The organism is Deinococcus multiflagellatus (genome assembly GCF_020166415.1).
In the GTDB taxonomy this organism is placed as follows: Bacteria; Deinococcota; Deinococci; order Deinococcales; family Deinococcaceae; genus Deinococcus; species Deinococcus multiflagellatus.
The window spans coordinates 36,125-61,898 of the sequence record NZ_JAIQXV010000013.1 but is presented as its reverse complement, the minus strand read 5'-3'; the positions used below and the strand labels follow the sequence as shown (position 1 = coordinate 61,898).

Here is a 25,774-nt window from a genome sequence, read left to right as displayed (position 1 = left end):
AGGCCCCGGCATTGCGGCACATAAGGCACCGGCCCACCGCCAAAAGCAGGTGGGCCGGCGCCGCACAGCCTCGTTTTACTCTCTAATGCAGCAGACCAATGCTCCGGGCGCGGCTCACGGCCTCGGTGCGGTCGCCAGCGTCCAGCTTGGCGTACAGGCGGGCGAGGTGGTCCTTGACCGTATCGGGCGACACGCCCAGGTTCTTGGCAATTTCCTTGTTGGAGTAGCCCTGGGCCAGCAGCGGCAGCACCTCGGATTCGCGGGGGGTCAGGCGCGGCACGTCCACATGGGGCAGGCGGTCCACATCCGGGTTGGCCACGATGTCGCGCAACTGCCGCGCCAGACTCTCGGGGTCGGTTTCCTTGCTCACGTAGCCGCGCGCCCCGGCGGCGCGGGCGGCCTGCACGATGGCGGGCTCAGCGAAGGTGGTGATCAGGACGCTCACCAGCCGGGGGTTGGTCTGGCGCAGGCGCTCGCAGACTTCAATGCCGGTCATGCCGGGCATCTTCACGTCCAGCAGCGCGGCGTCGGGCTGCAGGGCGCGGCAGGCTTCCAGCGCCGCGAGGCCGTCGCTGGCTTCGGCCACCACGTCGAAACCCTGGTGAATCAGGGCGTATTTCAGGCCCATACGAAAAAGGGGATGGTCGTCAGCAATAACGAGTCTCATGGTGAAACCTCCGGCAACAAGAGCGTGAAGCAGGTCTGGGCGGGCGGGGACAGGGGGGCACCGGCAGGGGCTTCGGGAGGGGGGTGGCCGGAGGCAGAGGGGGGAGGGGACAGGCGGGTATAGCGCAACTCGCCGCCGTGCGCTTCGGCGATGCGGCGGGCGATGAACAGCCCCAGCCCCGCCGTGCCCGCCGCGTACTGCTGGCCGGCGATGGTCGTGGGCTGCACATTGAAGGGCTGGGCCAGTTCGGATAGGGGCGCGGCCAGCCCGGGGCCGTCATCGGTGACGTGCAGGCCCTCACCGGACACGCTGAGGGTGATCTGGCGCGTGGCGTAGCGCAGGGCGTTGGCCACCAGATTCATCACGGCGCGTTCCAGCACCGCCGGGTCGGCCTGGGCGTGGCCGTGGCCTTCGACCAGCACGGTCAGGCCGCGCTCCTGGGCCTGGGGGGCCACGCGCTGCGCGGCGTCGTCCAGCAGCGCGCGCAGGTTGGTCCAGCTTGGCTGCACCTGCACGTCTTCCTGCTCCAGACGGTGGGCGTCGGCCATCTGCTGCACCAGGGCCAGCAGGCGCCCGGTTTCGGCCTGAATCTGCTCGCCCATCAGGCGGCGCTCGTGGTCCGGCAGGGGCAGCGTGGTGAGGATCTTGGTGAGGTGCCCGGTGGCGATCAGCGGCGTTTTCAGGTCGTGGACCAGGGTGGCGATAAAGGCGTTGCGCCGGGCCTGTTCGGTGCCCAGGCGCGCGAGCAGCCCCGTAAAGGCCGCGCGCAGCGAGCGCACTTCGGCCGGGTCGTCGGTCTGGGCGGCCTGAAAATCGCCGTGCTCCACCTGCGCCTGCAGGCGGCTGACCGGGCGCAGCAGCGTGCCGCTGAGCAGGTAGCCCATCGCCGCCGACAGCGCCCCCACCACCGCCATCCAGGCCAGCAGCGGCAGCGGGGGCACGTCGGGCCGGGCCATCAGGGTCAGGATGATGTTGGGCAAAAAGGCCAGCAGGAAAATGACGAAGGTGAACTGTGAACGCAGCGTCCGCACGCGGTCCACGGCGGCGCCGGGGCGCAGGGGAACAGCGGCGGACGTGGGCATGGCGCTCAGCGTAGAGCGGGGCCTCTGACAGAACCCTCACGGGTCTGTCAACCCCCACCCCCGGCGAATGCCCCCGCCTAACCATGACGCTGCGCCCACCAGGGCCGGGGCCTGGGGCGGGCGCAACTGTGGGCCGCAGCGGCGAGCGGGGAGGGGCCCCCGCCCACACGTCTCTTCTCCTGCGGGCTTATTCCTCGGTGCTCAGCACGGCCAGGAAGGCCTCCTGGGGCACCTCGACCGTGCCGAACTGCTTCATGCGGGCGCGGCCCTTCTTCTGCTTTTCCAGCAGCTTCTTCTTGCGGCTGATGTCGCCGCCGTAGCACTTGGCCAGCACGTCCTTGCGGAAGGCCTTGACCGTGGCGCGCGCAATGATCTTGCCGCCAATCACCGCCTGCACCGGCACCGGGAACATCTGGCGTGGGATCACCTCGGCCATCTTGTCCACGATCTTGCGGCCCAGGCTGTAGGTCTTGGTCTCGTGAACAATGACGGCCAGCGCGTCAATGACCTCGTTGTTCACCATGATGTCCACCTTGCGCAGGTCGCCCTCGCGGTAGCCGATCATCTCGTAGTCCATGCTGGCGTACCCGCGCGAGATGCTCTTCAGGCGGTCGTGGAAGTCGTACAGAATCTCCGCGAAGGGCACCTCGTAGAGCAGTTCCACGCGCTTGCCCACGTAGTTCATGGTGATCATGGAGCCCCGGCGCTCCTGCAGCAGCTGCATCACGGTGCCCACGTAGTCCTCGGGCAGCATGATGGACAGCTTGATATACGGCTCCTCCACGCTGGTGATGCGGTCACGGGTGGGAAACTCGGCCGGGTTCTGGGTCTCGAAGATCTCGCCGTTGGTCAGCGTCACGCGGTACACCACGGCGGGCGCGGTGGCAATCAGGTCCAGGTCGTACTCGCGCTCCAGCCGTTCCTGGATGATCTCGGCGTGCAGCAGGCCCAGGAAGCCGCAGCGGAAGCCAAAACCCAGCGCCTCGGAGGTTTCGGGCTCGAAGGAAAACGCGGCGTCGTTCAGCTTCAGCTTTTCCAGCGCGTCGCGCAGCTTGCGGTAGTCCTCGGTGTCGGTGGGGTAGAGGCCCGAGAACACCACCGGCTGCGCGGGCTTGAAGCCGGGGAAGGGCTCGGCGGTCTGCACGTCCTTGCCGGTCAGGGTGTCGCCCACCTGCGCGTCGTGAATGTCCTTGATGCCGGCGGCCACCCAGCCCACGGCGCCAGCGGCCAGCTCCTGCCCCACGACCAGCCCGGGGCTGAACGTGCCCACCTTGTCCACGTCGAAGGTCTTGCCCGCGTTCATCAGCAGGATCTGGTCTTTGGGCTTGAGGGTGCCTTCCAACACGCGCACGAACAGAATCACGCCCTGGTAGGCGTCGTAGAAGGAATCGAAGATCAGGGCCTTCAGCGGGGCCCCGGGGTCACCGCTGGGGGCGGGAATGCGCTGCACGATCGCTTCCAGAATCTCGGGAATGCCAATGCCCGCCTTGCCCGAGGCAAACACGGCGTCCTCGGCGGGAATGCCGATCACGTCTTCCAGCTCCTGCGCGGCACCTTCGGGGTCGGCGGCCGGCAGGTCAATCTTGTTCACCACTGGCACGATTTCCAGGTTGTTGTCAATCGCGAGGTACGCGTTGACGATGGTCTGCGCCTCCACGCCCTGCGAGGCGTCCACCAGCAGCAGCACGCCCTCGCAGGCGGCCAGCGAGCGCGAGACCTCGTAGTTGAAATCCACATGGCCGGGCGTATCAATGAGGTTGAAGGTGTAGTCCTCGCCGCCCGTGCCGTCCTCCTGCAGGGGCCGGGTGTAGGTCAGGCGCACCGGGGTGGACTTGATGGTGATGCCGCGCTCGCGTTCCAGTTCCAGGGTGTCGAGGGTCTGGTCGCGCTTGTCCCGCTCGGACATGGCGCCCAGCCGCTCCAGAATGCGGTCCGCGAGGGTGGATTTCCCGTGGTCCACATGGGCGATGATCGAAAAGTTCCTGACGTTCACACAGGCCAGTCTAGCGGGCGCCGGGCCGGGGCGCAGTGTGCGGGCTTCCGGGGCCGGGGGGTCCAGGCCGGAGGGGCCGCATCTTCGCTGGCCGCCGGCCGGGCGCGGGCCTATGCTGCCCCCATGTACCCCCGCACCCGTGCGCTGCCCACCCGCCCGGCCATTCCCCTCTGGAAAATCCTGCTGCCGGCGCTGCTGGTGCTGGGCCTGGGCTGGTGGGCGCAGCGCTGGGTGACCCGGCCCACCAATCCGCCGCTGCAAGCAGGGGCGCGGCAGGGCACGGTGGCGGGCGACTGGGCCCGCCTGCGCGCCTTTGGGGCCCGGGCGCCGGGCCAGCGTGGCCACGACCAGACCCTGGACTGGGCCCAGGCCCAGCTGACCGCGCTGGGCTACCGCGTGACCCGCCAGAGTTTTGCGGCCACCGCGCGCGACGATCTGGGCGCCGAGGTGCGTGCGCCGGGCCTCACGGTGCGCGGCAAGACCCTGTACGGCGCGCAGGGCAGCGACCAGGAAGGCGAGTTGGTGCGCGTGCCCCCCGGGGTCACGGAAGAGCAGCTGGAGGCCCTCGACATCCTGGGCAAACTGGCGATCACCACCTGTCCCCCCGGGCCCTGGGCCCCGCTGGCCGACGCGGTGGTGCAGGCGGGCGGCCTGGGGCTGGCCGTGGTGAACGACTGCGCGCAGCCGCCGCCCTTCAGCCGCGTGGACAACACCGCCCTGCCGCTGCTGGAGGTGCCCGCCCGCGAGGGCGCGGCGCTGCTGGCGCGCGCCGGGCAACGCGTGACCTTTCAGACCACCACCCGCGACCGCCCGGTCACGGCGGCCAACCTGATCGCCGCGCGCGTTGGGGGCCAGCCCGAGATCCTGTTCGGCGCGCACCTGGACACCGTGCCCCTGAGCCCTGGGGCCAACGACAACGCCAGCGGCGTGCTGGCGGTGCTGGACCTCGCCCGGCGCGCCGCCGGGACCCCCCTGGCCGAACGAAGCTGGTTCGTGCTGTTCGACGATGAGGAACGCGGCCTGAACGGCAGCCACCTGTTTGTGCACGACCACAGCTTTGAACTGCGCGCGACCCGCGCCATGATCAACCTGGACATGGTGGGGGTCGCGGCCCAGCCGCTGGGCGTGGCCGCCCACGAGGACTTGCGGGCCCTGGTGCGGCGCGTGGCCCCCGAGGCGCGCGCCTTTGAAGACGAGCCGCAAAGCACCCGGGAAACCTTCGGGCGCAGCCTGAACATCACGGGGCGCAGCGACCACGCGGCGTTCAAGCCCCTGGGCGTGCGCACCCTGTTCCTGACCCGGGGGCTGGACACGCACTATCACAGTGCCGGCGACAAGGCCCTGTCCCCGGCCCTGGTCACGGGCGCCGCCGATCTGGCCGAGCGGCTGGCCCAGGCGGTGCGGGCCGCGCCCTGGACCCCGCGCGTGCCCTGCGGCATTACCGGGCGCAACTGCCGCTAAAGGCCACCCACAGCCATCCCACCAGCGGAAGTGTTAACTTTCTGGCATATGCCATGCGTGTCGCTGTTCTGGGGCCTGCGGGCAATCCTGCTGGCGGGCCTCATGGGCTGCGCCGCGCCGCCGCTGCCCCCCGCCGAGGCCGATGGCACCGTGATTTACCCTCCGGCCGCCGGCACCGCGGTCCTGAGCGCCGATCTGGACACCGAGCAGGATATTGCGCGCGCCAGCGTGGCCGCCGATGGCCGCTACCGCCTGACCCTGCCCAGCCCGCCGCCGCACCTGGGCACCCCGGCGGCGCGGCTGGCCCAGCAGTACCCCGCCAGCGTGCAGGGGGTGCAGTGCCAGGGGGGCGTGACCCTGGCGCCGGCCGCCACCCGGCTGTTACTCGTGCGCGCCGGGCGCTTTCTGCTGGGCGAGCAGCTCACCGGGCGCCTGAGCCCGGCGACCTCAGCAGTCACGTTGCAGGCCCGGCCACTGAACGTGGTGCTGACGGTGCGGCAGTTCGTGTATGCCGACCGCGCCGCTACTCTCCGTGCGGCGCAGACCTGCACCTTTACGCTGGTGGGCGGGCAGGTGCAGCCCGGCACTGTCCAGGGCACCCTGACCCTGGCGCGCGGCTGGAACACCCTGATCACCCGCACCGAGCAGACGGACGCAGGCCTGACCATCACGCTCAGTGCCAACGCCGCCTTGCACGGCGTGGACTGGCACTACCTGCCCCTGACCCGCTGAGAAAAGGACCGAAACCACTGCAGGCCGGCGGCCGAGCAGATTGACACCTCCGTGAGCAGAGGCTAACCGTTTCCCCTTGGGGCCCGCGCCGCCCTACGCCACAGAAGGGAGCGCCGGTTCAGCAGCCCAGGCAGTGTGGGCTGTCCTCGGTCACCCGCAGCCTACGGGTGTCCTGGCTTGGCCAGTGGCGGACTGCTCGCCCTGCGTGCCCCAGGCCATGCGGCGGATGCGTCCCGCGCCGCGCCGCCCGTAGGCTGCGGGGTATGTCCCGCTCTCTGGCCTATTTCACCGACCTTGCGCTGCGCCGTCAGGAAGGCAGCCTGATTGAAAACGGTCCCGGCGCCGTGGTGGTGCGTTCACCCCAGAATCCCACCTTCTGGTGGGGCAACTTCTTGCTGATGCCGGCCCCCCCGCGGCCTGGCGACGCGGCGCGCTGGGACGCGCAGTTCGTGGCCGCGCACCCCCAGGCCGCGCACCGCAGCTTCGGCATTGACACCCCCGGCCACGATGAGGGCGCGGCCGACGAATTCCGGGCCGCCGGGTACGACGTGCGGCGCGACACGGTGCTGACCACCGACCAGACGGTGCCCCCCTCGCGGCTGAACCGCGACGCCGTGCTGCGGCCCCTGCAAGGCGACGCTGATTGGGCCGCCGCCCTGGCCCTGCGCCTCGCCGTGAACGCCGCCGAGGCCCACCCCCACGAGCCCGAAAGCTACCGCGCCTTCGCCGCGCGCAAGCTGGCCGCTTACCGGGCGGTGCAGGCGGCCGGCCAGGGCGCCATGTTCGGGGCCTTTGATGAGAAGGGGAACATGCTCAGCGGTCTGGGCATTTTCGATGCCGGTGAGGGCGTGGCCCGCTACCAGAGCGTCGAGACGCACCCCGAGGCCCGCTCGCGGGGCCTGGCCGGCACCCTGGTGCATGTGGCGGGCGAGTGGGCGCGCGGGGCGCTGGGCACCCGGACCCTGGTGATTGTGGCCGACCCCGAGTACCACGCCCAGGCCCTCTACGAGCGCGTGGGCTTTCGCCCGGCAGAAGGGCAACTGGCCATTGAGCGGCGACCCGGGGCTGGCGCTGGGGCATGAGGGAAAGGCCATGGGCTCTGGGCCATGGGCCATGAGGGAAAGGCAGTGGGGAGTGGGCAGTGGGGAAGACTGGGGCGATGGTGCAGCGTGGGCTGGCGCCTGGATGCTGTGTTTTGGGCGTGCCAGCTGCACCGACGATGTCGGGCGTGCGTAGGACATCCCTGCTCTGCCCCCGGCTGTATGGTCCAGCGCCCTTGGCTCATGGCCCATAGCCCATGGCTCATGGCCCCGCGCCTTCCCCCTACACCCGCACCAGCCGCTCGTGTGGTTCGGGAGGCAGGGTTACCTCCACCGGGTCGCCGGGGCACACCTCGCCGCCCTGGCACACCACGGCCATCACCCCCGCGCGAAAGACGGGTTGCCCGGCCTCATCCTGACCCACCAGTTCTTTTAACAGCCCCGGCTGAAAGGCGTCGATCTGCGCGCAGGGGTTGCGCAGGCCGGTCAGTTCCACCACTGCGTCCGTGCCCAGGGCCAGCCGGGTGCCGCGCGGCAGGGCCAGCAGGTTCAGGCCCCGGGTCGTCACGTTCTCGCCCAGGTCGGCGGGCTGCACGTGGAAGCCCCGGGCGGCCAGGTCATCAAACAATTCGGCGTGGATCAGGTGTACTTGGCGCAGGTTGGGCTGCGTGGGGTCGGCCCGCACGCGCGAGCGGTGTTTAACGGTCACGCCCGCGTGGGCGTCGCCCTGCACGCCCAGGCCGGCCAGCAGCGTAATGGCAGGCTGCGGGGCCTTGCTGAAGCGGTGTTCGTCGTCGCGGGCCACCCTGATCACTGTGCCAGTCATGGGGTCATCATGCCCCGCCTGAGCGCAGCAGGGGTTCGGGGTTGCCCAGCAGGGCGCGAATGGGAGCAAACGAGCGGCGGTGCACCGGGCTGACCCCCAGCGCCTGCAGGGCTGCGCGGTGGGCTGGGGCGCCGTAGCCCTTGTGCCCAGCAAAGCCGTAGCCGGGGTACTGGCTGTCCAGTTCGCCCATCAGGCGGTCACGCTCGGTCTTGGCCAGCAGGCTGGCCGCCGCCACCGAATAGCTCAGGGCGTCGGCGCGCGGCGGGGCGCTGATGGGCAGCCCGGCCCGCAGCTTCAGGTAGTCGGTGACCAGGGCCTGCGGGGGTGGGTCCAGGCGCGCCAGGGCGCGCAGGGCGGCGGCGTGGGTGGCCCCCAGAATATTCAGCTCGTCAATCTCGGCCGGCCACGCGTGCTCCACGGCGTAGCTGAGGGCCACCTCGCGCACCTGCCCCGCCAGGGCCTCGCGCTGCGCCGCCGACAGCTGCTTGCTGTCGCGGAAGGGATACTCGGTGGCCAGGCCGGGCAGAATGACGGCCGCCACGGTCACCGGGCCCGCCCAGGCGCCGCGCCCGGCCTCGTCCACCCCGGCCACCCGGAAATAGCCGCGCCGCCAGTGCTCACGCTCGAAGGACCAGTCGGGGGTAACGGAAACGGGCATGGGCGTAGGGTAGCGGGGAAGGGAAGGTCTGGGGGCGGGGCGTCGTGCGGCGGTTTGTGTCTGATCTCAGAGGGAGGAAGCAGAAGGGGCGTGGCCTGTCTCGAATCGCTGGAGGGGCCCGTGCGCTCGCCCCCAGCGGACTTGGTGCGGTGGCGTAGGTGGCCTGTCCCTGAAGAAACCCGCGGAGCGGTGTATGCCGCCCCCAGCCCTTACCCCACCAGCCCCAGCTGCTCGTCCAGCCGCCGTGCAAAGCGGTCGGTGCCGTTTCTGGCGTCAAAGCGGGCGGCCAGGACCTCTGCCTCACGGGTGAAATGGCGGGCCAGCCCCTCGGGTTGATAGGTCCGGTCCTCGCGGAAGAGGGCGAAGGTGCGCGGCAGAAGCAGGGTCTGGGGGCCACGGCGTTCGAGCGCCCGCCACAGGGCCGCGCTCGCCCCCAGAAAATCCAGCAGGTCCAGCGGCGAGCGGATGCCCAGCGCCAGGTCAAGGTGTTCGGCCCAGACGGTCAGGGCGCTGTCCAGTTCCCCCACCGCCACGAGGTAGGCGATGTGCTGGGCGATGGTCTGAATGAAGTTGCGGTCCAGGCGGGCCAGCCGCAGGCCCTCGTCGTGGGCGGCCCTGGCGTCGTCATCCTGGCCGAGCCGCAACAGGGGCTGCAGGAGGTTGGCGTGCGTCACGGTGGGCACGTCGTGGCAGCTCATGCCCTGCTCAATGATCTCGCGGCCCAGCTTCACGGCGGCGGCGGGGTTGCCGCGTTCGGTGTAGTAGTCCATCAGCTTGTTCTGCTCGCAGGCGGGGCAGTCGCTCAGGGGGTCGCGGGGCAGGGCCCGCCACGCCAGAAAGGCCCGCTGCGCCCCAGCGCGGTCGCCCACATGGGTCGCCACGTTCAGGCGGTGATAGGCGGCGTAGTGCGCGCCCGAACCGAAGGCCTGCGCGCGCCGCTCGAAGTCGGCCTGCAGTTTGGCCAGCTGCGACAGGGAAAATTCCGGGTTGTCCAGGCTGCCGTTCAGAATCCACTTGTACATCCACATCATCTGGTAGCCGTGGTGGCCGAACTCGGCGGGGTGGCGGTCAAAGGTGCCCAGCAGCCACGCGAAATGAATCAGCGCCCGGTCTGGAAAGCCGCTGAAGGTCGCGGCGCGCACCAGGGCCGTGCGGGCGCGAAACCCCGCCTCGCGGTCCCGCTGGCTGTCCGCCAGCCGCGCGGCCTGCGTCAGAAAGCCCAGCGCGCCTTCTTCTGAATCCTGCGCTCCGGCCAGTGCCATCAGTTCGTCTACAGTGTTCATGGTGTTCCTCTGCGGGGCAGAAGGCGGTTTGGGCTATCCGCCTTCAGCCTTCTGCCATCCGCCTCAGTTCAGGGTGTCCAGCCGCGTCGCCCGCAGGCCCCAGCGCATCATGTCCGACAGGCCGCCCGTCAGCAGCGCGAGTTCCTCGGCGCGCAGGGGGTGGTGGCCCAGCAGGTGCGCCTGGACGTACAGCATCTGCACCAGGCGGGCAAAGACGGCGTCGTCGTCCACATGCAGCAGCTCCTGAACAAGGCTGTGGCCCAGGTTGAGGTGCAGGCGCGAGACGCGCACCTCCTCGTACTCGGCGGCGTAATCGGCCAGAAACTCAGAGAACACCTCGTCCGAAACTTCCTGTGCGGCTTCAATGTCGTCCAGCAGGCGGCGCTCGCTCGTCACGATCAGCAGGGCGGGCAGCTCGGCGGGCTCAAAGCGCTTCACGCTGACCTCGCAGCCCAGGCCTTCGAGGGCCGCGTTGGCCCGCGCCAGCACGCCCTCCAGGCCGCCCGCCGCCACGTCTTCCAAAGACAGGGCGTAGGTCTGGGCGTCCACCTCTTCCAGTTCGCGCCCGAACAGGCGGGCGTACTGCCGCAGCAGCGGCACGTCGTAGGTGTACACCGCGTTCACGACGCTGTGCCCGTAGGCGCTCGCCACCTGCGCGATCTGGCGGAACTGGTCGAGGTCCGTGACCATCCGCAGGGTGGGGGCGCGCCGCGCGTACTCGCCCAGCTTCATGCGCCCGGTGGAGGTCTCCAGACTGAACTCGGGGGCCAGCAGCCGGAAAAAGTCGTCGTCTTCGGTGGCGAGGGCCTTGAGCGGCAGGTGGTGCAGCGAGATCAGGGCGTCCAGCCGCTTGGGGTCCTGCTGGGCCAGTTCCTCGATGTAGCCGCGCAGACCGGCGTTCAGGGCCTCGCGGGCGGCCTTCAGGGCGTCGTCTTCATAGAACGATTCGCGCGAGGCGGTGGGGTGCAGCCCATCCACGTTCAGCAGGCAGCGCACGAAAAAGGCCCACTCGGGCAGCAGGTTCTGGAGGTTGTGGCCCAGCAGCATCCGCTTGAGGTACACCGAGTGCCACTGCCGCGAAGAGCGCTGGGTGGCGTGGGGCAGCACCAGGGCCACGCCCAGCAGCCCGCCCGCTTCGCTGCGCAGCGGCACGGCGTCCAGCGCCTGCACCCCCAGTTCCTCGCGGGCATAGGCCAGCACCTCGTCGCGCTTGCTCGTGTCGCCCGCCGCGTAGGCCAGCCACGGCGGCATCACGGCGTTCACATGGGCGTACTGCTCGCCGTCCGTGACGTGAATGGGGTAGGGCAGGATGCGCCCGTAATTCTCCAGCGCCCCGCGCAGTTCGTCGTACTCGAAGTAGAAGTCGGTGTCCTCGCGCGCCCGCAGGCGAACGGTGGTGCCAATGTCGGTGGCGTGGTCGCCTGGCAGCACCTCCAGCGTGTACGTGCCGTCGGCCTGGGCCAGCCAGCGCACGGCGGGGCCACCCGAGGCGCTTTTCGTCACCAGTTCAATCTCGCCGCTCACCATGAAGCACGACAGCAGGCCGATGCCGAACTGCCCCAGAAAGGTGTCGCGCGCCTCGTCGATGCGCTTGGACGAGCGCCCGATGGTGGCGAGGAACTCGTGGACCTCGCTCTCCGACAGCCCCACCCCGTTGTCACGGAATTCCAGCCGGGGCAGCTCGCCGTCCCCGCGCAGCAGCCGGGCCTCGATCAGCGGCTCGAAGTCGCCGTGGCGGACCCGCCGCGCGGTGATCGCGTCCACCCCGTTTTGCAGCAGTTCGCGCACGAACACGCTAGGGTCCGAATACAGGTGGTTTGACAGCAGGTCAATGATGCCCCGCAGATCCACTTTGAAGGCGTGTTCCATGCCGGGCATTCTAAAGACGGGCCCCGGGGGCTGGCATACCGGTTTTGGCGCACCCCGGGCAAGGTCAAACGGCGCACCCCCGCGCCCATGTGCCACTCTGGGGGCGTGACTGGCAAGGGCAAGACCGGCAAGAGTGGGCAGAAGATTCGACTGAACAGATCGGCGGCGGAACGCCCGGCGGGGGCGCGGCCCGCGCCAGCCGAGGCAGCGCCGTATCCCGAGGTGCGGCCCGCCGTGTTGGGCCCCCGGCTGGACCGGCTGCAGGTGCTGACCAAGCCCGGGGTGCGCGGCTTTCCGGGTGTGGACGCCGCCCAGGCCCTGCTGATGGAGACGATGCGCAAGGACCGGGTGCGGGGCGAGGTGCTGGACCTGACCGCGATGGGCGGGCTGCTGGGCGCCCTGACCGGCGTGACGCTGCGGGCAGTGGAAGGGTCGGCGGCGGCCCTGACAGTCTTGCGCGCGGCGGGGCTGGACGCCCAGGCCGCCGCGCCGGGCGACGATCTGCGCGGGCACTGGCCAGAGCGCGCCCGCACCGTGGCCCTGGTGCTGGCCGGGGACCGGGGCAACGCCTACGCCGCCGCGCAGGTGGCCTGGGCCCACGCCTGCACGCCCCCGGGCGGCACGCTGTACCTCGCCGGGGACCGCGACAAGGGCTTTGACCGCTACGTGCGTCTGGCGGGCGCCGCCTTCGGTGCAGGCGAAACCGTGGCGCGCGACGGCGGCATGCGCGTGGCGAAGCTGGTGCGCCGCCCCGGCCCCACCCCCCCCCTCCCCGAGCCCGAAGGCTACGAGGCGTATGGCGTGACCGTGGTGGGCCTGCCCGGCGTGTTCAGCGCCGCCAGGCCGGACAAGGCCACGGCGCTGCTGCTGGACAGCCTGGGCGAGCCTGACCTGACTGGCCAAGGCGCGCTGGACCTGGGCTGCGGCGCGGGCCTGATCGGCGCCTGGGCTGCGCGGCGCGGCGCGCGGGCTGTGCTGGTGGACGGCGACCTGCAGAGCGTGCGCAGCGCCCAGGCCACCCTGCAGGCCAGCGGCTTAGGCGGCGAGGTGCTTCACTCGGACGTGGACGCCGGGCTGGGCGAGCAGACCTTCGACCTGATCCTGACCAACCCGCCCTTTCATGTGGGGCGCGGCGTGGTGCTGGACGTGGCGCGCGAATTCATGGCGGCGGCCGGGCGGCGCCTGCGGCCCGGGGGCACCCTCTACGTGGTCGCCAACGAGCCGCTGCCCTACGAGGCCGAGCTGGCGCGCCTGGGCCCAGTGGAGCAGACCCGGCGCGAGGGCGGCTTCAAGGTGCTCAAAGTGACCCGCCCCGCCTGAGGGTGCCCCCGGGGGCCCGGGAACCTTTGCGCCCCCGGCCCCGTATCCTGTCTGTTGGCCTCCCCCTCAGTCCGTTTCGTGCTTCCGCTCTCCAGCCGCGCCCGGCCCGTTTGCTAGACTGACGCGCTTTCCGCTGCTGGCCCCCCCCAGCCGCCCTTTGCCGGGCCCAGGGGGGAGCCGCGCACTCCCACCGAACTGTTTTCTATCCCCGCACCTGCAGGAGGCCGCATGGCAGATTCTCCCGTTCGCACCCGCAAGAAAGTTGAGGCCCCCGAGGCCGGCAGCGCGGCGCCCAAGACCACGGCGCGCGCCCGCGCCCGCGTGCCCGCCGCCAGCGCCGCCCCCGCACCCGCCGAAGCCAGCGCCCCCGAAGCCGCCCCGGTCCCCCCGGGCGCCGGCGCTGCCCCGGCCCCCGCCAAGAAAGCCGCCAAGGCCAGCGCGCCCAAGCCCAAGGACGCGGCGCCCAAGGCCCCCAAAGCCGACAAGCCGAAAGCCGCCAAGAAAGCGGCCCCCGCCCCCGCCGACCTCCCTGAAGGGGGCGAAGAAGGTCCGGCCCTGCCCGAGCCCGCCGCGAAGGCCGGCAAGGCGGCCCCCAAAGCTGCCAAGGCCGCCAAGCCGGCCCCGGCCCCCAAGGGCGGCGGCCCGGCCGAGAAGCCGTACTACGCCCACCCCAGCATTCAGGAACTGCTGAAAGCCGGCCGCGCGGCGGGCGTGCTCTCCAGCGAGGACATCGCCACGGCGCTGGCCTCGGCCCTGGAAGCGGCGGGCCTGGACCCCGAAAGCCCCGACGCTTTCGAGGACATGCAGCTGTTCCTGGCTGGCCAGAACATTGAGGTGCAGGACCTCGACGAGGACGAGGACGACGCCGACGATGTGGACGCTGAAGAAGGCACCGTGGCGGCCGCCGCGCAGGATGACGACGAGGAGAAATACTTCGACGACATGCCCCGCGCCGTGTCCAACGACCCGGTGCGCCAGTACCTGCACGAGATCGGCCGGGTGCCGCTGCTGACCCTCGAAGAGGAAATTGCGCTGGCCCGCCGCATTGAAGAAGGCGAGGAAGCGCGCAAGGTGCTGGAAGAGGACCTGGACCTCGACGACCGTGCCCGGCGCCGCCTGATGCGCCAGACCGAGGACGGCGCCGCCGCTCGCCAGGGCCTGATCGAGGCCAACCTGCGCCTTGTGGTCTCGATTGCCAAGAAGTACACCGGGCGCGGTCTGGGCTTTCTGGACCTGATTCAGGAGGGCAACCAGGGCCTGATCCGCGCGGTGGAAAAGTTCGAGTACCGCCGCCGCTACAAGTTCTCGACCTACGCGACGTGGTGGATTCGTCAGGCCATCAACCGCGCCATTGCCGACCAGGCGCGCACCATCCGCATTCCGGTGCACATGGTCGAGACCATCAACAAGCTCACCCGCACCGCGCGGCAGCTGCAGCAGGAACTCTCGCGCGAGGCGACCTACGAGGAAATCGCCGAGGCGATGGGTCCCGGCTGGGACGCCGCCAAGGTGGAAGAAGTGCAGAAGGTCAGCCAGGAGCCGGTGTCCCTGGAAACCCCCATCGGTGACGAAAAGGATTCCTTCTACGGCGACTTCATCCCCGACGAGAACCTGGACAGCCCGGTGGAGAACGCCGCCAAGACCCTGCTCTCCGAGGAACTGGAAAAGGCCCTGTCCAAGCTCACCGAGCGCGAGGCGATGGTCCTGAAGTTCCGCAAGGGGCTGGTGGACGGCCGCGAGCATACCCTGGAAGAGGTGGGCCAGCGCTTCAGCGTGACCCGCGAGCGCATTCGCCAGATTGAAAACAAGGCGCTGCGCAAGCTCAAGTACCACGAATCCCGCACCCGCAAGCTGCGCGACTTCCTGGATTAACCCCAGCCCCCCCGTCCGGACCTCTGGCCCGCCCCGCTCGCCCCTGTGGCCAGCGGGGCGGGCGGCTGTGGGGGCTGCCCTGGCCCTGGACTGCCCACATTTGGCCACGGACGGGCGCGCAAGGCCGTATGCTTGCGCCGACATGCCAAATGCCTCGCTGGACCGGCCGTGGTAAGCGCCGCCGTCCCTCTTTCACCCGGCCAGCGCCTGACGCCCTACGGCGTGGCGCTGCTGCCTCTGTGCCTGGCTAGCGTTCTGCCTGCCTGGACGGTGGCCGCATTGGTGGCCCTGCTGGCCCTCAGCGTGCGCTGGCCCGCCTGGGCACCGGCGCGGGTGCTGGTTGCGCAGCTGGTGCTGGGCCTGGGCTTTCTGACGGCGCTGCCCGCCGCCCTGGGGCACACGGGCGCCCTGCTGGCCCTCAGCGCGCAGTATGTGCTGGTCAGCCTGCTGGGGTTCGCGCTGATCTGGGCGGTGGGCGCCCTGGAAGACGGGCAGCGGCGCGGCCTGCTGACGCCGCTGCTGGTGGGCCTGCTGCTGCCGCACCCCCTGGCGCTGCTGGCCCTGCTGGGGGGCGCCCTGGCCCGCCAGAGCCACCACACGGCCGCGCCCGAATTGCCTGAGCCCCGCGCGTGGTGGTGGGGGGTGGGCGCCGCCGTGCTGGTCACCGCGCTGCTGGCGGCCGCGCTGCCCCCGGCGCCGCCGCTGTGGACCGCGCTGCCGGTGGGCACGGGCCCCAGCGCCCGCCCCGCTGCTGGCGCCCGCCCCCAGCCGGTGCCGGCCAAGCGACCAGCAGGGGAGCAGCCCACCCTTAGCGCCCCAGAGACCCCGCCCCTGAAGCCCTTGCAGCTGGGATTCCCCGCTGAACTCACGCTGCTGGCCGGGCTGCTGTGTCTGGTGGCCGCCGCGCGGCTGCTGTGGGGCCGGGTGCAGCGCCAGGGCCGGCCCCACCCGGCCGACTGGCTGATGACCGCCGGACTGCTGGTGCTGGGCGCGGCGTGGCTGGTGGCGGGCGCCCTGCTGTACTGGGGCGGGGCAGGCGGCCCCGCCGCCCTGCCGGACCAGGCCGCGGCCGAGGGGCTGGGCCGCCGCGCCGCCGAGGCCGGGCCCCCGGGGGGCCGCGCCGCGCTGCTGGGCACCCTGCTGCAGGTGCTGCCTTGGGTGACGGCCGCTATGTTTCTGGCCCTGGCCGCCCTCTTGCTGCGCCTGAAGGGGCCAGGCCGCGCCCCTCTGCCTACAGTGCCCGAGGAGACAGTCCCTGCCGCCCACCCCGACAGCGCCGCCGCCCTGCACCGCGTGCGCCGCGCCTACCGCGAGGCGGGCGCCGCCCTGGCCGCCGCCGGACTGGGCCGCGCCCCGGCCGAAACCCCCGCTGGGTACGCCGCGCGCCTGGGCGCCGCGCACCCGGTGCTTGCCGCCCCCCTGCAGACCCTGACCGCCGCCTACGAGCCCGTGCGCTACGGCGGACACCTGACCGGCGACGACGCCAGCGCCGCCGAGGCGGCCGCCCGCACCATCCAGACCCTGGCCCCCACCCTGAGCCCCCCCGAGGACATCCCATGACCCAGACCGCAGCCACCCCAGACTTTGCCCGCCTCGTTCTGCACAATGTCGCCCAGGTGCTGGTGGGCAAAGAAGACGTGACCCGGCTGGCCCTGGCCGGCATTCTGGCTGGCGGCCACGTGCTGCTTGAAGACGCCCCCGGCACCGGCAAGACCATGCTGGCGCGCGCCCTGGCCCTCAGCCTGGGGCTGGGCTTTCGCCGCGTGCAGTTCACCCCGGACCTGCTGCCCAGCGACGTGACCGGCGTAAGTGTCTACCGGCCCGCCACAGGTGAATTCGAGTTTGTGCCGGGTCCCATCTTTACTGGCCTGCTGCTGGCCGACGAGATCAACCGCGCCACCCCCAAAACCCAGGCCGCGCTGCTGGAGGCCATGGGCGAGGGGCAGGTCACCGAGTCCGGCGTGACCCACCCGCTGGCCCGGCCCTTCGTGGTGATTGCCACCCAGAACCCAGTGGAACACGAGGGCACCTACCGCCTGCCCGAAGCGCAGCTGGACCGTTTTCTGCTGCGGCTCTCGGTGGGCTATCCCACGCTGGACGAAGAGGTGCAGATGCTGGGGCGCCTGCAGGGCGAGCATCCCATCGCGGCGCTGGGGGCGGTGGTGGCCCCAGCCGACCTCTTGGCCGCGCAGCGGGCGGTGCGCGGCGTGTACGTCTCGGAGGCCGTGCAGGCGTACATCGCCCGCCTCAGTGCGGCCACCCGCGCCCACCCCCATGTGGCGCTGGGCGGCGGTCCCCGCGCCAGCCTCGCCCTGCAGGGGTCGGCCCAGGCACTGGCATGGCTCTCTGGGCGGTCCTTTGTGACCCCCGATGACGTGCAGCGCGTGGCCGGCGCAGTGCTGGCCCACCGCCTGAGCCTGAAGATTGAAGCCCGGTTGCAGGGCCAGCCCGCCGAAGCCATCGTGCAGGAGGTGCTGGCCCGCGAGCCGGTGCCGGCTGAAACGGCGTCTGCCGGAGCGGGCGCTGCCCCGGCGGCGGTGGGGGCAGGTGCCCGGTGACCGGCCCGGTGGCTGAGGCCAGCGGCCCTTCTGCAGGGACCCCATGAACCCGCTGCTGGCCGCCCTGCTGTACCTGGGGCTGGTGGGGCTGGTCACGCTGGGCCTGTGGGCCCTGTCGCGCCGCCCGCCCGCCGCCACCCTCACGCGCACGCTGCCCGAAGCGGCGTTCGAGGGCCAGAGTGTGCCCCTGACCGTGGCCCTGCGGGTGCGCAGTCGCCGCCTGCTGCGGGTTCGGGTCGGCGATCCCACGCCGCGCGCGGTGGTGCCCGCCGAGCCGCTGGAGGTGGGGGCGCTGCACCAGGGGGACACCACGCACGAGTGGCGCACCGAGCTGCAGCTGAACCGCCGGGGACTGTTCGTGTGGCCCGGGGCCACCCTGCAGTGGGCCGATCCGCTGGGGCTGTTCTGGCGCAGCGCCCCGCTGCCGGCCCCACCCACCACCCTGGAGGTCTTTCCCGGCACCCACGGCCTGCGCCTGCCCGAGGTGCTGCGCCCACTGCTGAGCGAAGGGGAACTCAGCCGCAGCCTGGGCCTGGACGATCCCATCAGCCTGCGTGGGGCGCGCGAGTACGTGCCCGGCGATCCGCCGGGGCGGGTGCACTGGCGGCTGTCGGCCCGCACCGGCACGCTGACCGTGCGCGAACTGGAGCGCACCGCCGCCAGCAGCCTCACCGTGTTTGTGGACACCACCGGGGGCGGCGAGGTCTTTGCCGACAGCGCCGCGCGGCTGGGGGCCAGCCTGGTGCAGGCGGCGCTGGAGTTGAACCTGCCTGTGGCGGCAGCCAGCGGCCCCGAAGCGACCCCCAGCGGGCGCGGGCCCCAGGCCCTGCGCGCCGCCCTGGGCGTGCTGGCCCGCCTGGCCCCCACCCGGGGCACGCCCCAGTTGCCGCCCGTGCGCGCCGGGGGCAATTTGATCATCCTGAGTGCGGGTGCCGGCCCCGAACTGGTGGAGCAGGCCCTGCGCGCCCGCGCCACCGCCAGTCGCGTGAGCATTGTGGCCATCCCCGAGGGTTTTTACCTGGAACCCGGCGAGCAGCCCCGGCGCCAGTGGAGTGCTCCCCCTGACACGGTGCGCGCCCTGGAGCAGCGCGCGGCGGCGCTCTCTGGCCTGGGCGTGCTGGTGTACGTGCTGCGCGGCAACCAGAGTGTGCTGCACCTGAACCCCTAGGGCGGGGGCGCCCGCAGGTGGCCTGCCCGGTGAAGGTGCATGAAGAAGCTGTTCAGGTGCGGCGCGCGGCCCAGCGGTAGCGTACAGCCATGACCAAGCACGAGGACCACACCCCCACGCCGTCCGCGCAGCCCCAGGCCGAGGGCACCGTGCGCCACGAGAACGAGATCAGCAATGTGGACCTGCAGTTCATGGGCCGCCCCAGCGCCGAGGCCGAGATTGAGGCGGCGGTGGACCAGGAGAACAAGTCGCCCGGCCAGTACCGCCGCGAGGGGCTGGACAAGCAGGACATCGCCAGCCACCAGAGCATGGACGCCAGCGACCCGCCCAGCACCAACATGGGCGACGCCACCAGTGGCCGCGAGGACTGATACGGATTCCGAAAAATTCCGTAACGGGTTATGGAATTTTTCCGACCGGATGGAGAGGGAAAGGGTACGGATTTCCGGGAATTGGAGGAACATCCAGCTCTTTTCTGGATGTTACGGAAATGGACGGAATCCGTATGAGCCACGGGCCCTTCCGGCTGGGTGGAGCCTCTCTTCGCCCAGCCCCCTGTGCCATGAGCGAGTTTGACGAACTGCAGGCGGTGATCCGCCGCTGCGCGGGCCAGCGGCAGTCGGAGCAGCGGGCGTGCGAGGCGTTCCTGAACGCGCTGTACCACGCCCTGCGCACCGCCAGTGGGCCGGGCTTGCCCCTGAACAACGTCACCCTAGACTTCACCACCGACCCCACCGTGCGCCTGCGGCCCCCGCCCAGCGGCAGTTTTCATGCCGCGTGGCTGCGGCTGGGGCTGTGCGAGGTGCTGGTGCGGGTGCGCTGGGTGGCGGGGGCCTTTCAGGGCGAATACGGCCAGAGCGGCGTGTTCCGCGTGGAGCAGGACACCGAAGACGCCCTGCTGAGCCTCGCCCGCCAGCTGCTGCGGGATGTGGCGGTGGCCTACGGTGGCCTGCCTGCGGCCGAGAGCCACCTGAACTGAAGGAGAAATGCGGCGGCGGCTTCCAATCCAGGAAGCCGCCGCCGCGTGTTGACCTGTGGTGGTTCAGCCCTTTACCGCCCCGGCCGTCAGGCCCGAGACGATGTTGCGCTGGAACACCAGCACCAGAATGATGAGCGGCACCGTCACCACAATGCTGGCGGCCATGATGGGCCCCCAGGGCTGGTCAAACTGGGTGGCGCCGGAGTAGTTGGCGATCACCACCGGCACCGTGCGGTTGGTGCTGGTGAAGGTCAGGGCGAAGAGGTATTCGTTCCAGGCGTTAATAAAGGCCAGCAGCCCCGTGGTCACCAGCGCGGGCATCATGACCGGGAACAGCACCAGGAACAGGGTTTGCAGCGGCGAGGCACCGTCCACCAGCGCGGCCTCTTCGAGTTCGCCGGGGATGTCCCGCACAAAGCTGGTCAGCACCCACACCGTGAAGGGAATGGTGAAAATCAGATACGACAGGATCAGGCCCAGAGGACGGTTGTAGAGCCTGAAAGCGTCAAGCACACGGTCAAGCACGCCTGACGAGCTGGCTTCAATCGCGGCATTCAGGGCGCTGTCCGCGCCTTGAAGAAAAGAGTACAGCCCCCCCAGCACGGCAATCTGCGGAAAGACGCTCACGCCCAGAATGATGTACAGGATGACTGATTTGCCCTTGAACCGGAAGCGGCCGAGAGCATAGGCGGCAAAGGAGCCGATGAGCAGGCTCACCAGCACTGACCCCACCGCCACGATTAGGCTGTAGAACAGGCCACGCTGAAAGTTGGGGTAGGAAAAGACCTGCGCGTAATTCTGCAGGGTGGTGGGCGCCGCAATGAATTCGCGGGGCGTCAGGAACAGGTCGCCGGGCGAGCGCAAACTGGTCAGCACGGCCCACACAAAGGGCGCCAGCAGATAGACCGCGATCAGCAGCACCAGCAGGTAAAAGGCAGTCCGCTGCAGGTAGTACAGGGCGGGGTTGGCGGTTTTCAGGTTCATGACATGCCCCTCCTCAGTCGAACTTCACGCGGAAGGCGGTCACGTAGATCACCACGATCACCATGATGATCAGGAACACCGCCACGCTGACCGCGCTGCCCATGCCCAGCAGCTGGTTGTCAATCAGGGCCTGCCGGGCGTAGCCGGTCATGGAGGTGCTGGCCGCGTTCACGTTGCCCAGCATCACCGACATCACATCGAACACGCGCAGCGCGTCCAGGCTGCGGAACACCAGCGCCACCAGCAGGGCCGGGCGCAGCAGCGGCAGCGTCAGGCGCCAGAACTGGGTCCACTTGCTGGCACCGTCCACATCGGCGGCCTCGTACATGTCGCCCGGCAGGCTTTGCAGGCCAGCCAGAATCAGCAGGGCCATGAACGAGGTGGTTTTCCACACGTCCACCGCGATCAGCGCCCAGATGGCGGTGTCGGTGTTCGCCAGCACCGCCTGGCCACCCAGCAGCCCGCGCCCGATCAGGCCGAACGAATCGTTGTAGAGGTATGCCCACATCTGCGCCGAGACCACGGTGGGAATCGCCCAGGGCACCAGCATGGCGGTCCGCAGCAGGCCCCGGCCCTTGAAGGCACTGTTGACCACCAGCGCGATAATCATGCCGAACACGGTTTCCAGAAACACGGAGACCACCGTAAAGAGGAGGGTGTTCTTCACCGCCCCCCACCACTTGGGGTCCTGTAGGAAGCCCACGGCCACGCCGTCTTCGGTGGTGAACCAGAAATTGTCCAGGCCAATAAAGGTGCGCTGATCGGGGCTGGTGAGGTTGGCGTCAAACAGCGAGAAGTAGAAGGTGCGGTACAGCGGGTAGCCCGCCACCAGCGCAATAGCGATCAGGGTGGGCAGCAGCAGCCAGAGGGCTTGCCGGGCGCGGGCCGCTTCAATGCCGCGCGTGCGGCGGGGCCGCGCCGGGGCAGTGGCGTTGACAGTCATGGGTCGTGGACCTCCTGAAACGGGCGTGTGGGGGTGGGGCCATCAGGGGGCCCCTGCGCGGGGCTGCATAAGCGTGGGGGGACAGCCCGGATCTGGGCGTGTCCCCCGCATGTGCGCGTCAGGTCTGGCCCGCGCCGTTTACCAGCCCCGGCCCTTGATGCGGGCGAGGTCGGTGGCCAGCTTGGCCACGGCCTGCTGCCCCTTCATCTTGCCGTTCAGCACGTCGCTGACGGCGGTGGAGAAGGCCTGCGACACCTGGTTGTACTTCAGCTTGGTGGGGGCCGACGGGCGAGCCACCGCGCTGGTAAAGACGCTGTACAGGCTGCCGAAGAAGGGGTTCTTCGCCAGAATGTCCTTGTCCTTGTACAGGGCCGGGAGGGTGGGGTTGTACGTGCCCTGGATGGCGCGGATCTTCTGCTCCTCGGGGCTGGTCAGGTAGCGCACGAGGCTGATGGCCGCGTCCTGGTTCTTGGAGTAGCTGCTCACGCCCAACTGCCAGCCGCCCAGGGTCGCGGCGTTGCGCGCGCCCCCGCTGGGCAGCGGCGCCACGCCGATCTTGCCGGCCACCTTGCTGTCCTTACCTTGGCCCAGCGCCCACGCATAGGGCCAGTTGCGCATGAACGCGGCGTTGCCCGCCTGGAAGATGCCGCGCGCGGCTTCCTCGTCGTAGGTGGTGACGCCGGCCGGGCTGATGCTCTTGACCCAGCTGGCGGCGGTGTCCAGCGCCTTGGCGGCCTGGGCGTTGTTGATGGTGATTTTGCCGGTGCTGTCCACGATGGTGCCGCCGCCGAACGACACCAGCCACTCCATGGCGTCGCAGGTGAGGCCCTCGTAGTTCTTGCCCTGCCACACAAAGCCGCTAAAGGCGCTGTTGGTCTTGCGCTCGCCGTCCTGAATCTTCTTGGCCATCAGGGCCAGTTCGGTCCAGGTTTTGGGGGCGGCCTTGAAGCCGTACTTCTTCAGCAGGTCGGTGCGGTAGTACAGCAGCCCGGCGTCGGTGAACCAGGGCAGGGCCACCAGTTTGCCGTTCACGGTGTTGGCGTCAATGATGCCCTTGAAGTGGGCGTTCACTTCGCTGGCCGGCACCTTGCCGGTCAGGTCCACGAAGTGCTGGGCCAGCAGGCCCGGCCACACCACGTCCAGCTGGTAGACGTCAATGTCGCTGCTCTTGGCCGCCAGCTGCTGCTGGTACAGGCCCAGGCGGTCGTTGGTCAGCTTGGGGCTCTCGAAGACCTTGACGGTGTTGCCCGTCTTCTTGGCCCAGCGCGCGGCACCCTCCTTACACATCTTCAGCTCAAGGCCCACGTCGCCGCAGGCCAGGGTCACGGTCACGGCGCCCGCGTGAGAGCTGGCCAGAATGGCGGCGGACAGGCTGAACAGCGCAACAGCTTTCTTCATGCATCCCCCTTGGGTGGACGGCCGACCCGGTGGTCAGCCCGCTTCCGGTATGAAGCGGTTCCACTTGCTGAACTTCAGATAGCGTTCAGCGTACACGCCGGCCCCCAGCCTGTCAATGGAAACAGTTCCAAGCTGTCTGATACGGATTGCGGCCGAGCAGCGACAAAACCTGTTCAACCTGAGCAGCGCGCGGAAGAACGAAACCGTGGTTGGAAGAGGTGTGCTTGGATCGGGAGTTGCCAATCCGAGCGCCGATTGGAAGAAAAACGCATAGGGACAGCGGATTTACTGGGCAATGCTATGCAGAATGTTGAAGCTGCCCGCACCATGCATGAGGGGCGCTCCAGTGCGCTGGGTTCAGAAGGCGGGGTGATCGTTAGGCCGGTTGGCCGGCGCCTTGGGTTAATTCATAGGCAGCGTCGCGCGTGCCGGTGCCCAGTTTGCGCAGCAGGCCGTCCTGGACGAGGCGGCGCAGCACCCGCCACGCCTGCTGGGTGTTCAGGCCACACGCGGCGCGCAGGTCCACGTTGCGCACCCGGCCCTGTTCGCGTGCCAGGGTCAGGGCGGCGGCGCGCACCTCGGCCGAGGTGGGGGCGCCGGGGTCGCGCTCGGGGCGGGGGCGGGCGGGGGTGGGGGCTGGTGCTGGCCGGGCTGGTGCGGAGGCCACAGGCGCGGGCAGCTCTGGCTGGGCGGCCGGCAGCACGGCGCGTTCGCGGCCCAGGGCCACGCGCACTTCCTCGCCCAGCACGTAGGCGATGCCGCGCCCCACGCCCGCGCGGGCAATCAGGCCGTGGTCCTCCATGCCGCGCAGCAGCCGGGGCGTGCGGTCTTCGGGCAGTTGCAGCGCGCGGGCCAGGTGGGCGCGGGTGGCCTCGCCCTCGCGTGCCAGCAGCGACAGCACGATCAGCATGTCCAGCGAGAGGGTCTGCATCTCCTCTTGCTTCTTCGCCACAAAGCGCACGAACTCGGCGTCAAAGCCGGGGCTGTGCAGCGCCAGGGTGACCGCGTCGGGGTAGGGGGTGAACTCTGGCGGTTCCTTGCCGTGGCGCAGCATCAGCGAGTACATCTTGTCCACGCCCACGCCCGCGCGCTCCACCAGCCCCAGGCGCGACAGCACCTCGGCCAGCAGCGGATTGCGCCGCTTGGGCTGGTGGCGCAGGATGTTCCCCGGGGTAATCCCGCCGGGCAGCCCCCCCGGGTTCATAATTTCCAGGCGGTCGGGGAAGTAATGCACATGCACGGCGTCGCGCAGGGTGTAATCGCGGTGGGTCAGGGCGTTGAGCAGCGCCTCGCGGTACACCACCTCGTCCTGGTCCCAGACCTCAATGCGGAAAAGGCCCACCTGCACCGGGGTAAAGCGGTTACGGGCCTGAATGAGTTCGGCCAGCCGGGTGAGCAGCGCCGGAATGGGGCGCAGCAGGTCCTCGCGGAACTGAAACTCGGGGTCCAGGGTGGCGTGGTGGTAAAAGCACACCTCGGCCTGGGGGACGTGCGCGCGCAGGGCCGCCGGGGTGCCGGCCAGCAGAATGGCCGCCAGCGTGGGCCGCAGCGCCCCGCCACTGGGCAGCAGCAGGCCCAGTTCGCGCAGAAAGTCCAGGTCCGGCAGCGCCGAGGCGCTCAGGCGTCGCCCCAGGCTGCGCAGGCGCGCCACCTCGGCGGGGTCCAGGTCGGCCAGCGAGGCGTCGGGGGGAACGGTGGCCGTGTAGTCGGGCGCCGCCACCGGCTCGGCCGCCGAGGGCGTGACCGGCACCAGATGCGCCCCGTCCCAGGCGATCACCGAGCCGTCGGGCGCCGCCAGCACATAGGGCGCGTGCGGCACGAACACCGCCAGCACCTTCAGGCCGCCCGGCAGGCGGTGGTGCTGCACATTCACCGTCAGCCGCCCGCCCGACAGCTCAAAGATGGCGTGGGTGACCATCAGGGGATGCAGTTCGCCGGCGTCGCGTTCAGGGGGCTGGGGCTGCTCCACCACATCCACGCCCACCAGCACGGTGCCGCCGCGTGCGTTGGCCAGCCCCACGGCGTAGCGGGCAAGCTCCTGGGGGGTCACGTTCAGCGGCAGGTGAATGCACGTCGGCCCCGGTGGGGGCAGCACCCCCAGCGGCGAGATGGCGTCCGTCGCGTCCAGCGTCACAAGCGGGCAGTATACCGCCGGGCCGGGTCAACAGGGGCCGGGGACCCCGTTGGGGGAGAGGGGTAGAAGGGGTAAGGCGCTCAGCTCGACCTGGGCGGGGCTGGCGTGGGGGCCCTCTCGACGAAGCCTGCTCGGCGGCTCGGCTTGGCAAGGCTGGTCGCGGGCAAAGGCCGCGGTCAAAACGTAGAAAACGCTGTGCCGGGCGCTCGTCCCGGGCATCCGGTGCGAATCTCATTGAAGCCAAGGCAGAGGGAAGCAGCAGAACCGCAGTGGGCAGCGCCCCCTCGTACAGGGCGTTCTGCCCATGCCCGTCCCTCGTTCCCTGCCGATCAGCACCCCACCCTGTTGGCGCCACGACCCTTTTCGACTCTTCTATTCCTCGGTCACAGGGCTTAGCCAGTGCCGCTCAACCTGCACCCTGTCCCCCGGCAGCCACACCAGGGCAGCGCGGTGGCCCACGCCCCACACGATGGCGACCTGCCCGGCGGCCCGGCCCAATGCGGCGGCCTCGCGCAGGGGCACGCCGCGCAGCAGCAGGCTGGGTTCGGCGTGGGGCCCACTGCCATTGACCGTCTCCAGCGGGGCCCAGGGGGCGGCCTGTTCACGCAGCCGGGCATGGGCCGCCACGTTGTCGGCGTGGCTCTGGGGCTGCGCGCCGGGGTTGTAGGCGGTGATCATGGCCCAGCGGCCCCCTGGGGGCGCCCACGCGGGCCGGAAACCGGGCGCGGTGCCCTGCAGGGACACGCGGGTGCCGCTCAGGCCGTAATGTGCGCCCAGAAAGGCGGCGCGCAGGGCGGGGTCCGGCAC

General features: G+C 70.3%; 22 protein-coding genes. 10 read left to right on the top strand and 12 right to left on the bottom strand.

Annotated elements, in window-relative coordinates; translation table 11 throughout:
- Positions 1-82 precede the first annotated feature (82 nt).
- The 3 genes from K7W41_RS14970 to lepA all read right to left on the bottom strand — a co-directional run bounded on the left by K7W41_RS14970 (position 83) and on the right by lepA (position 3,742).
- The gene (locus tag K7W41_RS14970) at positions 83-667 is read right to left on the bottom strand and encodes a response regulator transcription factor (protein ID WP_107136771.1); all 585 of its coding nucleotides are present in this window, start codon (positions 665-667) and stop codon (positions 83-85) included.
- On the bottom strand, positions 664-1,749 hold the full coding sequence (locus K7W41_RS14965; RefSeq protein WP_224610099.1) for a sensor histidine kinase: 1,086 nt from the start codon (positions 1,747-1,749) through the stop codon (positions 664-666). Before K7W41_RS14965 ends, K7W41_RS14970 begins: the two co-directional genes overlap by 4 nt.
- 187 nt (positions 1,750-1,936) lie before the next feature.
- Positions 1,937-3,742: a translation elongation factor 4 gene (gene lepA / locus K7W41_RS14960; RefSeq protein ID WP_224610097.1), complete on the bottom strand. Its 1,806-nt coding sequence runs from the start codon at positions 3,740-3,742 to the stop codon at positions 1,937-1,939.
- Positions 3,743-3,865: 123 nt separating this feature from the next.
- On the opposite strand from lepA, the gene K7W41_RS14955 reads away from it, so the two are divergent.
- From K7W41_RS14955 to K7W41_RS14945, 3 genes are all read left to right on the top strand, one after another.
- Positions 3,866-5,203, top strand: a complete 1,338-nt coding sequence (locus K7W41_RS14955) for a M28 family metallopeptidase (RefSeq protein WP_224610095.1) — start codon at positions 3,866-3,868, stop codon at positions 5,201-5,203.
- 57 nt (positions 5,204-5,260) lie between these two features.
- Entirely contained in the window at positions 5,261-5,935 is a 675-nt protein-coding gene (locus tag K7W41_RS14950; protein WP_224610094.1) for a hypothetical protein, read from the top strand.
- A gap of 263 nt (positions 5,936-6,198) precedes the next feature.
- Positions 6,199-7,017, top strand: coding sequence for a GNAT family N-acetyltransferase (locus tag K7W41_RS14945; RefSeq protein WP_224610092.1), 819 nt, complete (start codon positions 6,199-6,201; stop codon positions 7,015-7,017).
- Positions 7,018-7,258: 241 nt separating this feature from the next.
- Here K7W41_RS14945 and K7W41_RS14940 read toward each other — a convergent pair whose 3' ends face one another.
- The 4 genes from K7W41_RS14940 to K7W41_RS14925 form a co-directional block, all read right to left on the bottom strand.
- The gene (locus K7W41_RS14940; protein ID WP_224610089.1) at positions 7,259-7,801 is read right to left on the bottom strand and encodes an MOSC domain-containing protein; all 543 of its coding nucleotides are present in this window, start codon (positions 7,799-7,801) and stop codon (positions 7,259-7,261) included.
- A gap of 7 nt (positions 7,802-7,808) precedes the next feature.
- Complete coding sequence (locus K7W41_RS14935; protein ID WP_224610088.1) at positions 7,809-8,459, bottom strand: ribonuclease HII; 651 nt, start codon at positions 8,457-8,459, stop codon at positions 7,809-7,811.
- A 209-nt stretch (positions 8,460-8,668) separates the two neighbouring features.
- Positions 8,669-9,742 carry a hypothetical protein gene (locus K7W41_RS14930; RefSeq protein ID WP_224610086.1) on the bottom strand — a complete coding sequence of 358 codons (1,074 nt, stop codon included), beginning with the start codon at positions 9,740-9,742 and terminating at the stop codon, positions 8,669-8,671.
- Between the two features lie 63 nt (positions 9,743-9,805).
- The gene (locus K7W41_RS14925; RefSeq protein ID WP_224610084.1) at positions 9,806-11,611 is read right to left on the bottom strand and encodes an HSP90 family protein; all 1,806 of its coding nucleotides are present in this window, start codon (positions 11,609-11,611) and stop codon (positions 9,806-9,808) included.
- A gap of 105 nt (positions 11,612-11,716) precedes the next feature.
- Between K7W41_RS14925 and K7W41_RS14920 the strand changes: the two genes are divergently transcribed.
- The 7 genes from K7W41_RS14920 to K7W41_RS14890 all read left to right on the top strand — a co-directional run bounded on the left by K7W41_RS14920 (position 11,717) and on the right by K7W41_RS14890 (position 19,508).
- A complete protein-coding gene (locus K7W41_RS14920; RefSeq protein WP_224610083.1) occupies positions 11,717-12,931 on the top strand; it encodes a methyltransferase in 1,215 nt (404 codons plus the stop codon).
- A gap of 228 nt (positions 12,932-13,159) precedes the next feature.
- A complete protein-coding gene (gene rpoD / locus K7W41_RS14915) occupies positions 13,160-14,803 on the top strand; it encodes an RNA polymerase sigma factor RpoD (RefSeq protein ID WP_224610081.1) in 1,644 nt (547 codons plus the stop codon).
- A gap of 168 nt (positions 14,804-14,971) precedes the next feature.
- On the top strand, positions 14,972-16,363 hold the full coding sequence (locus K7W41_RS23720; protein ID WP_224610079.1) for a DUF4129 domain-containing protein: 1,392 nt from the start codon (positions 14,972-14,974) through the stop codon (positions 16,361-16,363).
- Positions 16,360-17,361, top strand: coding sequence for an AAA family ATPase (locus tag K7W41_RS14905; RefSeq protein WP_224610076.1), 1,002 nt, complete (start codon positions 16,360-16,362; stop codon positions 17,359-17,361). Before K7W41_RS23720 ends, K7W41_RS14905 begins: the two co-directional genes overlap by 4 nt.
- Before the next feature lie 43 nt (positions 17,362-17,404).
- Positions 17,405-18,529, top strand: a complete 1,125-nt coding sequence (locus tag K7W41_RS14900) for a DUF58 domain-containing protein (RefSeq protein ID WP_224610074.1) — start codon at positions 17,405-17,407, stop codon at positions 18,527-18,529.
- A gap of 89 nt (positions 18,530-18,618) precedes the next feature.
- Positions 18,619-18,900, top strand: coding sequence for an M-like protein (locus K7W41_RS14895; RefSeq protein WP_224610073.1), 282 nt, complete (start codon positions 18,619-18,621; stop codon positions 18,898-18,900).
- A 191-nt stretch (positions 18,901-19,091) separates the two neighbouring features.
- Positions 19,092-19,508, top strand: coding sequence for a hypothetical protein (locus K7W41_RS14890; protein WP_224610071.1), 417 nt, complete (start codon positions 19,092-19,094; stop codon positions 19,506-19,508).
- Positions 19,509-19,571: 63 nt separating this feature from the next.
- Here K7W41_RS14890 and K7W41_RS14885 read toward each other — a convergent pair whose 3' ends face one another.
- The 5 genes from K7W41_RS14885 to K7W41_RS14865 all read right to left on the bottom strand — a co-directional run bounded on the left by K7W41_RS14885 (position 19,572) and on the right by K7W41_RS14865 (position 25,774).
- The gene (locus K7W41_RS14885; RefSeq protein ID WP_224610069.1) at positions 19,572-20,492 is read right to left on the bottom strand and encodes a carbohydrate ABC transporter permease; all 921 of its coding nucleotides are present in this window, start codon (positions 20,490-20,492) and stop codon (positions 19,572-19,574) included.
- 13 nt (positions 20,493-20,505) lie between these two features.
- The gene (locus K7W41_RS14880; RefSeq protein ID WP_224610067.1) at positions 20,506-21,435 is read right to left on the bottom strand and encodes a carbohydrate ABC transporter permease; all 930 of its coding nucleotides are present in this window, start codon (positions 21,433-21,435) and stop codon (positions 20,506-20,508) included.
- 138 nt (positions 21,436-21,573) lie between these two features.
- Positions 21,574-22,833 carry an ABC transporter substrate-binding protein gene (locus K7W41_RS14875; RefSeq protein WP_224610065.1) on the bottom strand — a complete coding sequence of 420 codons (1,260 nt, stop codon included), beginning with the start codon at positions 22,831-22,833 and terminating at the stop codon, positions 21,574-21,576.
- A gap of 376 nt (positions 22,834-23,209) precedes the next feature.
- Positions 23,210-24,967 (bottom strand): ATP-binding protein, encoded by a 1,758-nt coding sequence (locus tag K7W41_RS14870; RefSeq protein ID WP_224610063.1) that lies wholly within the window; start codon positions 24,965-24,967, stop codon positions 23,210-23,212.
- A gap of 372 nt (positions 24,968-25,339) precedes the next feature.
- The gene (locus K7W41_RS14865; RefSeq protein ID WP_224610060.1) at positions 25,340-25,774 is read right to left on the bottom strand and encodes a DUF3293 domain-containing protein; all 435 of its coding nucleotides are present in this window, start codon (positions 25,772-25,774) and stop codon (positions 25,340-25,342) included.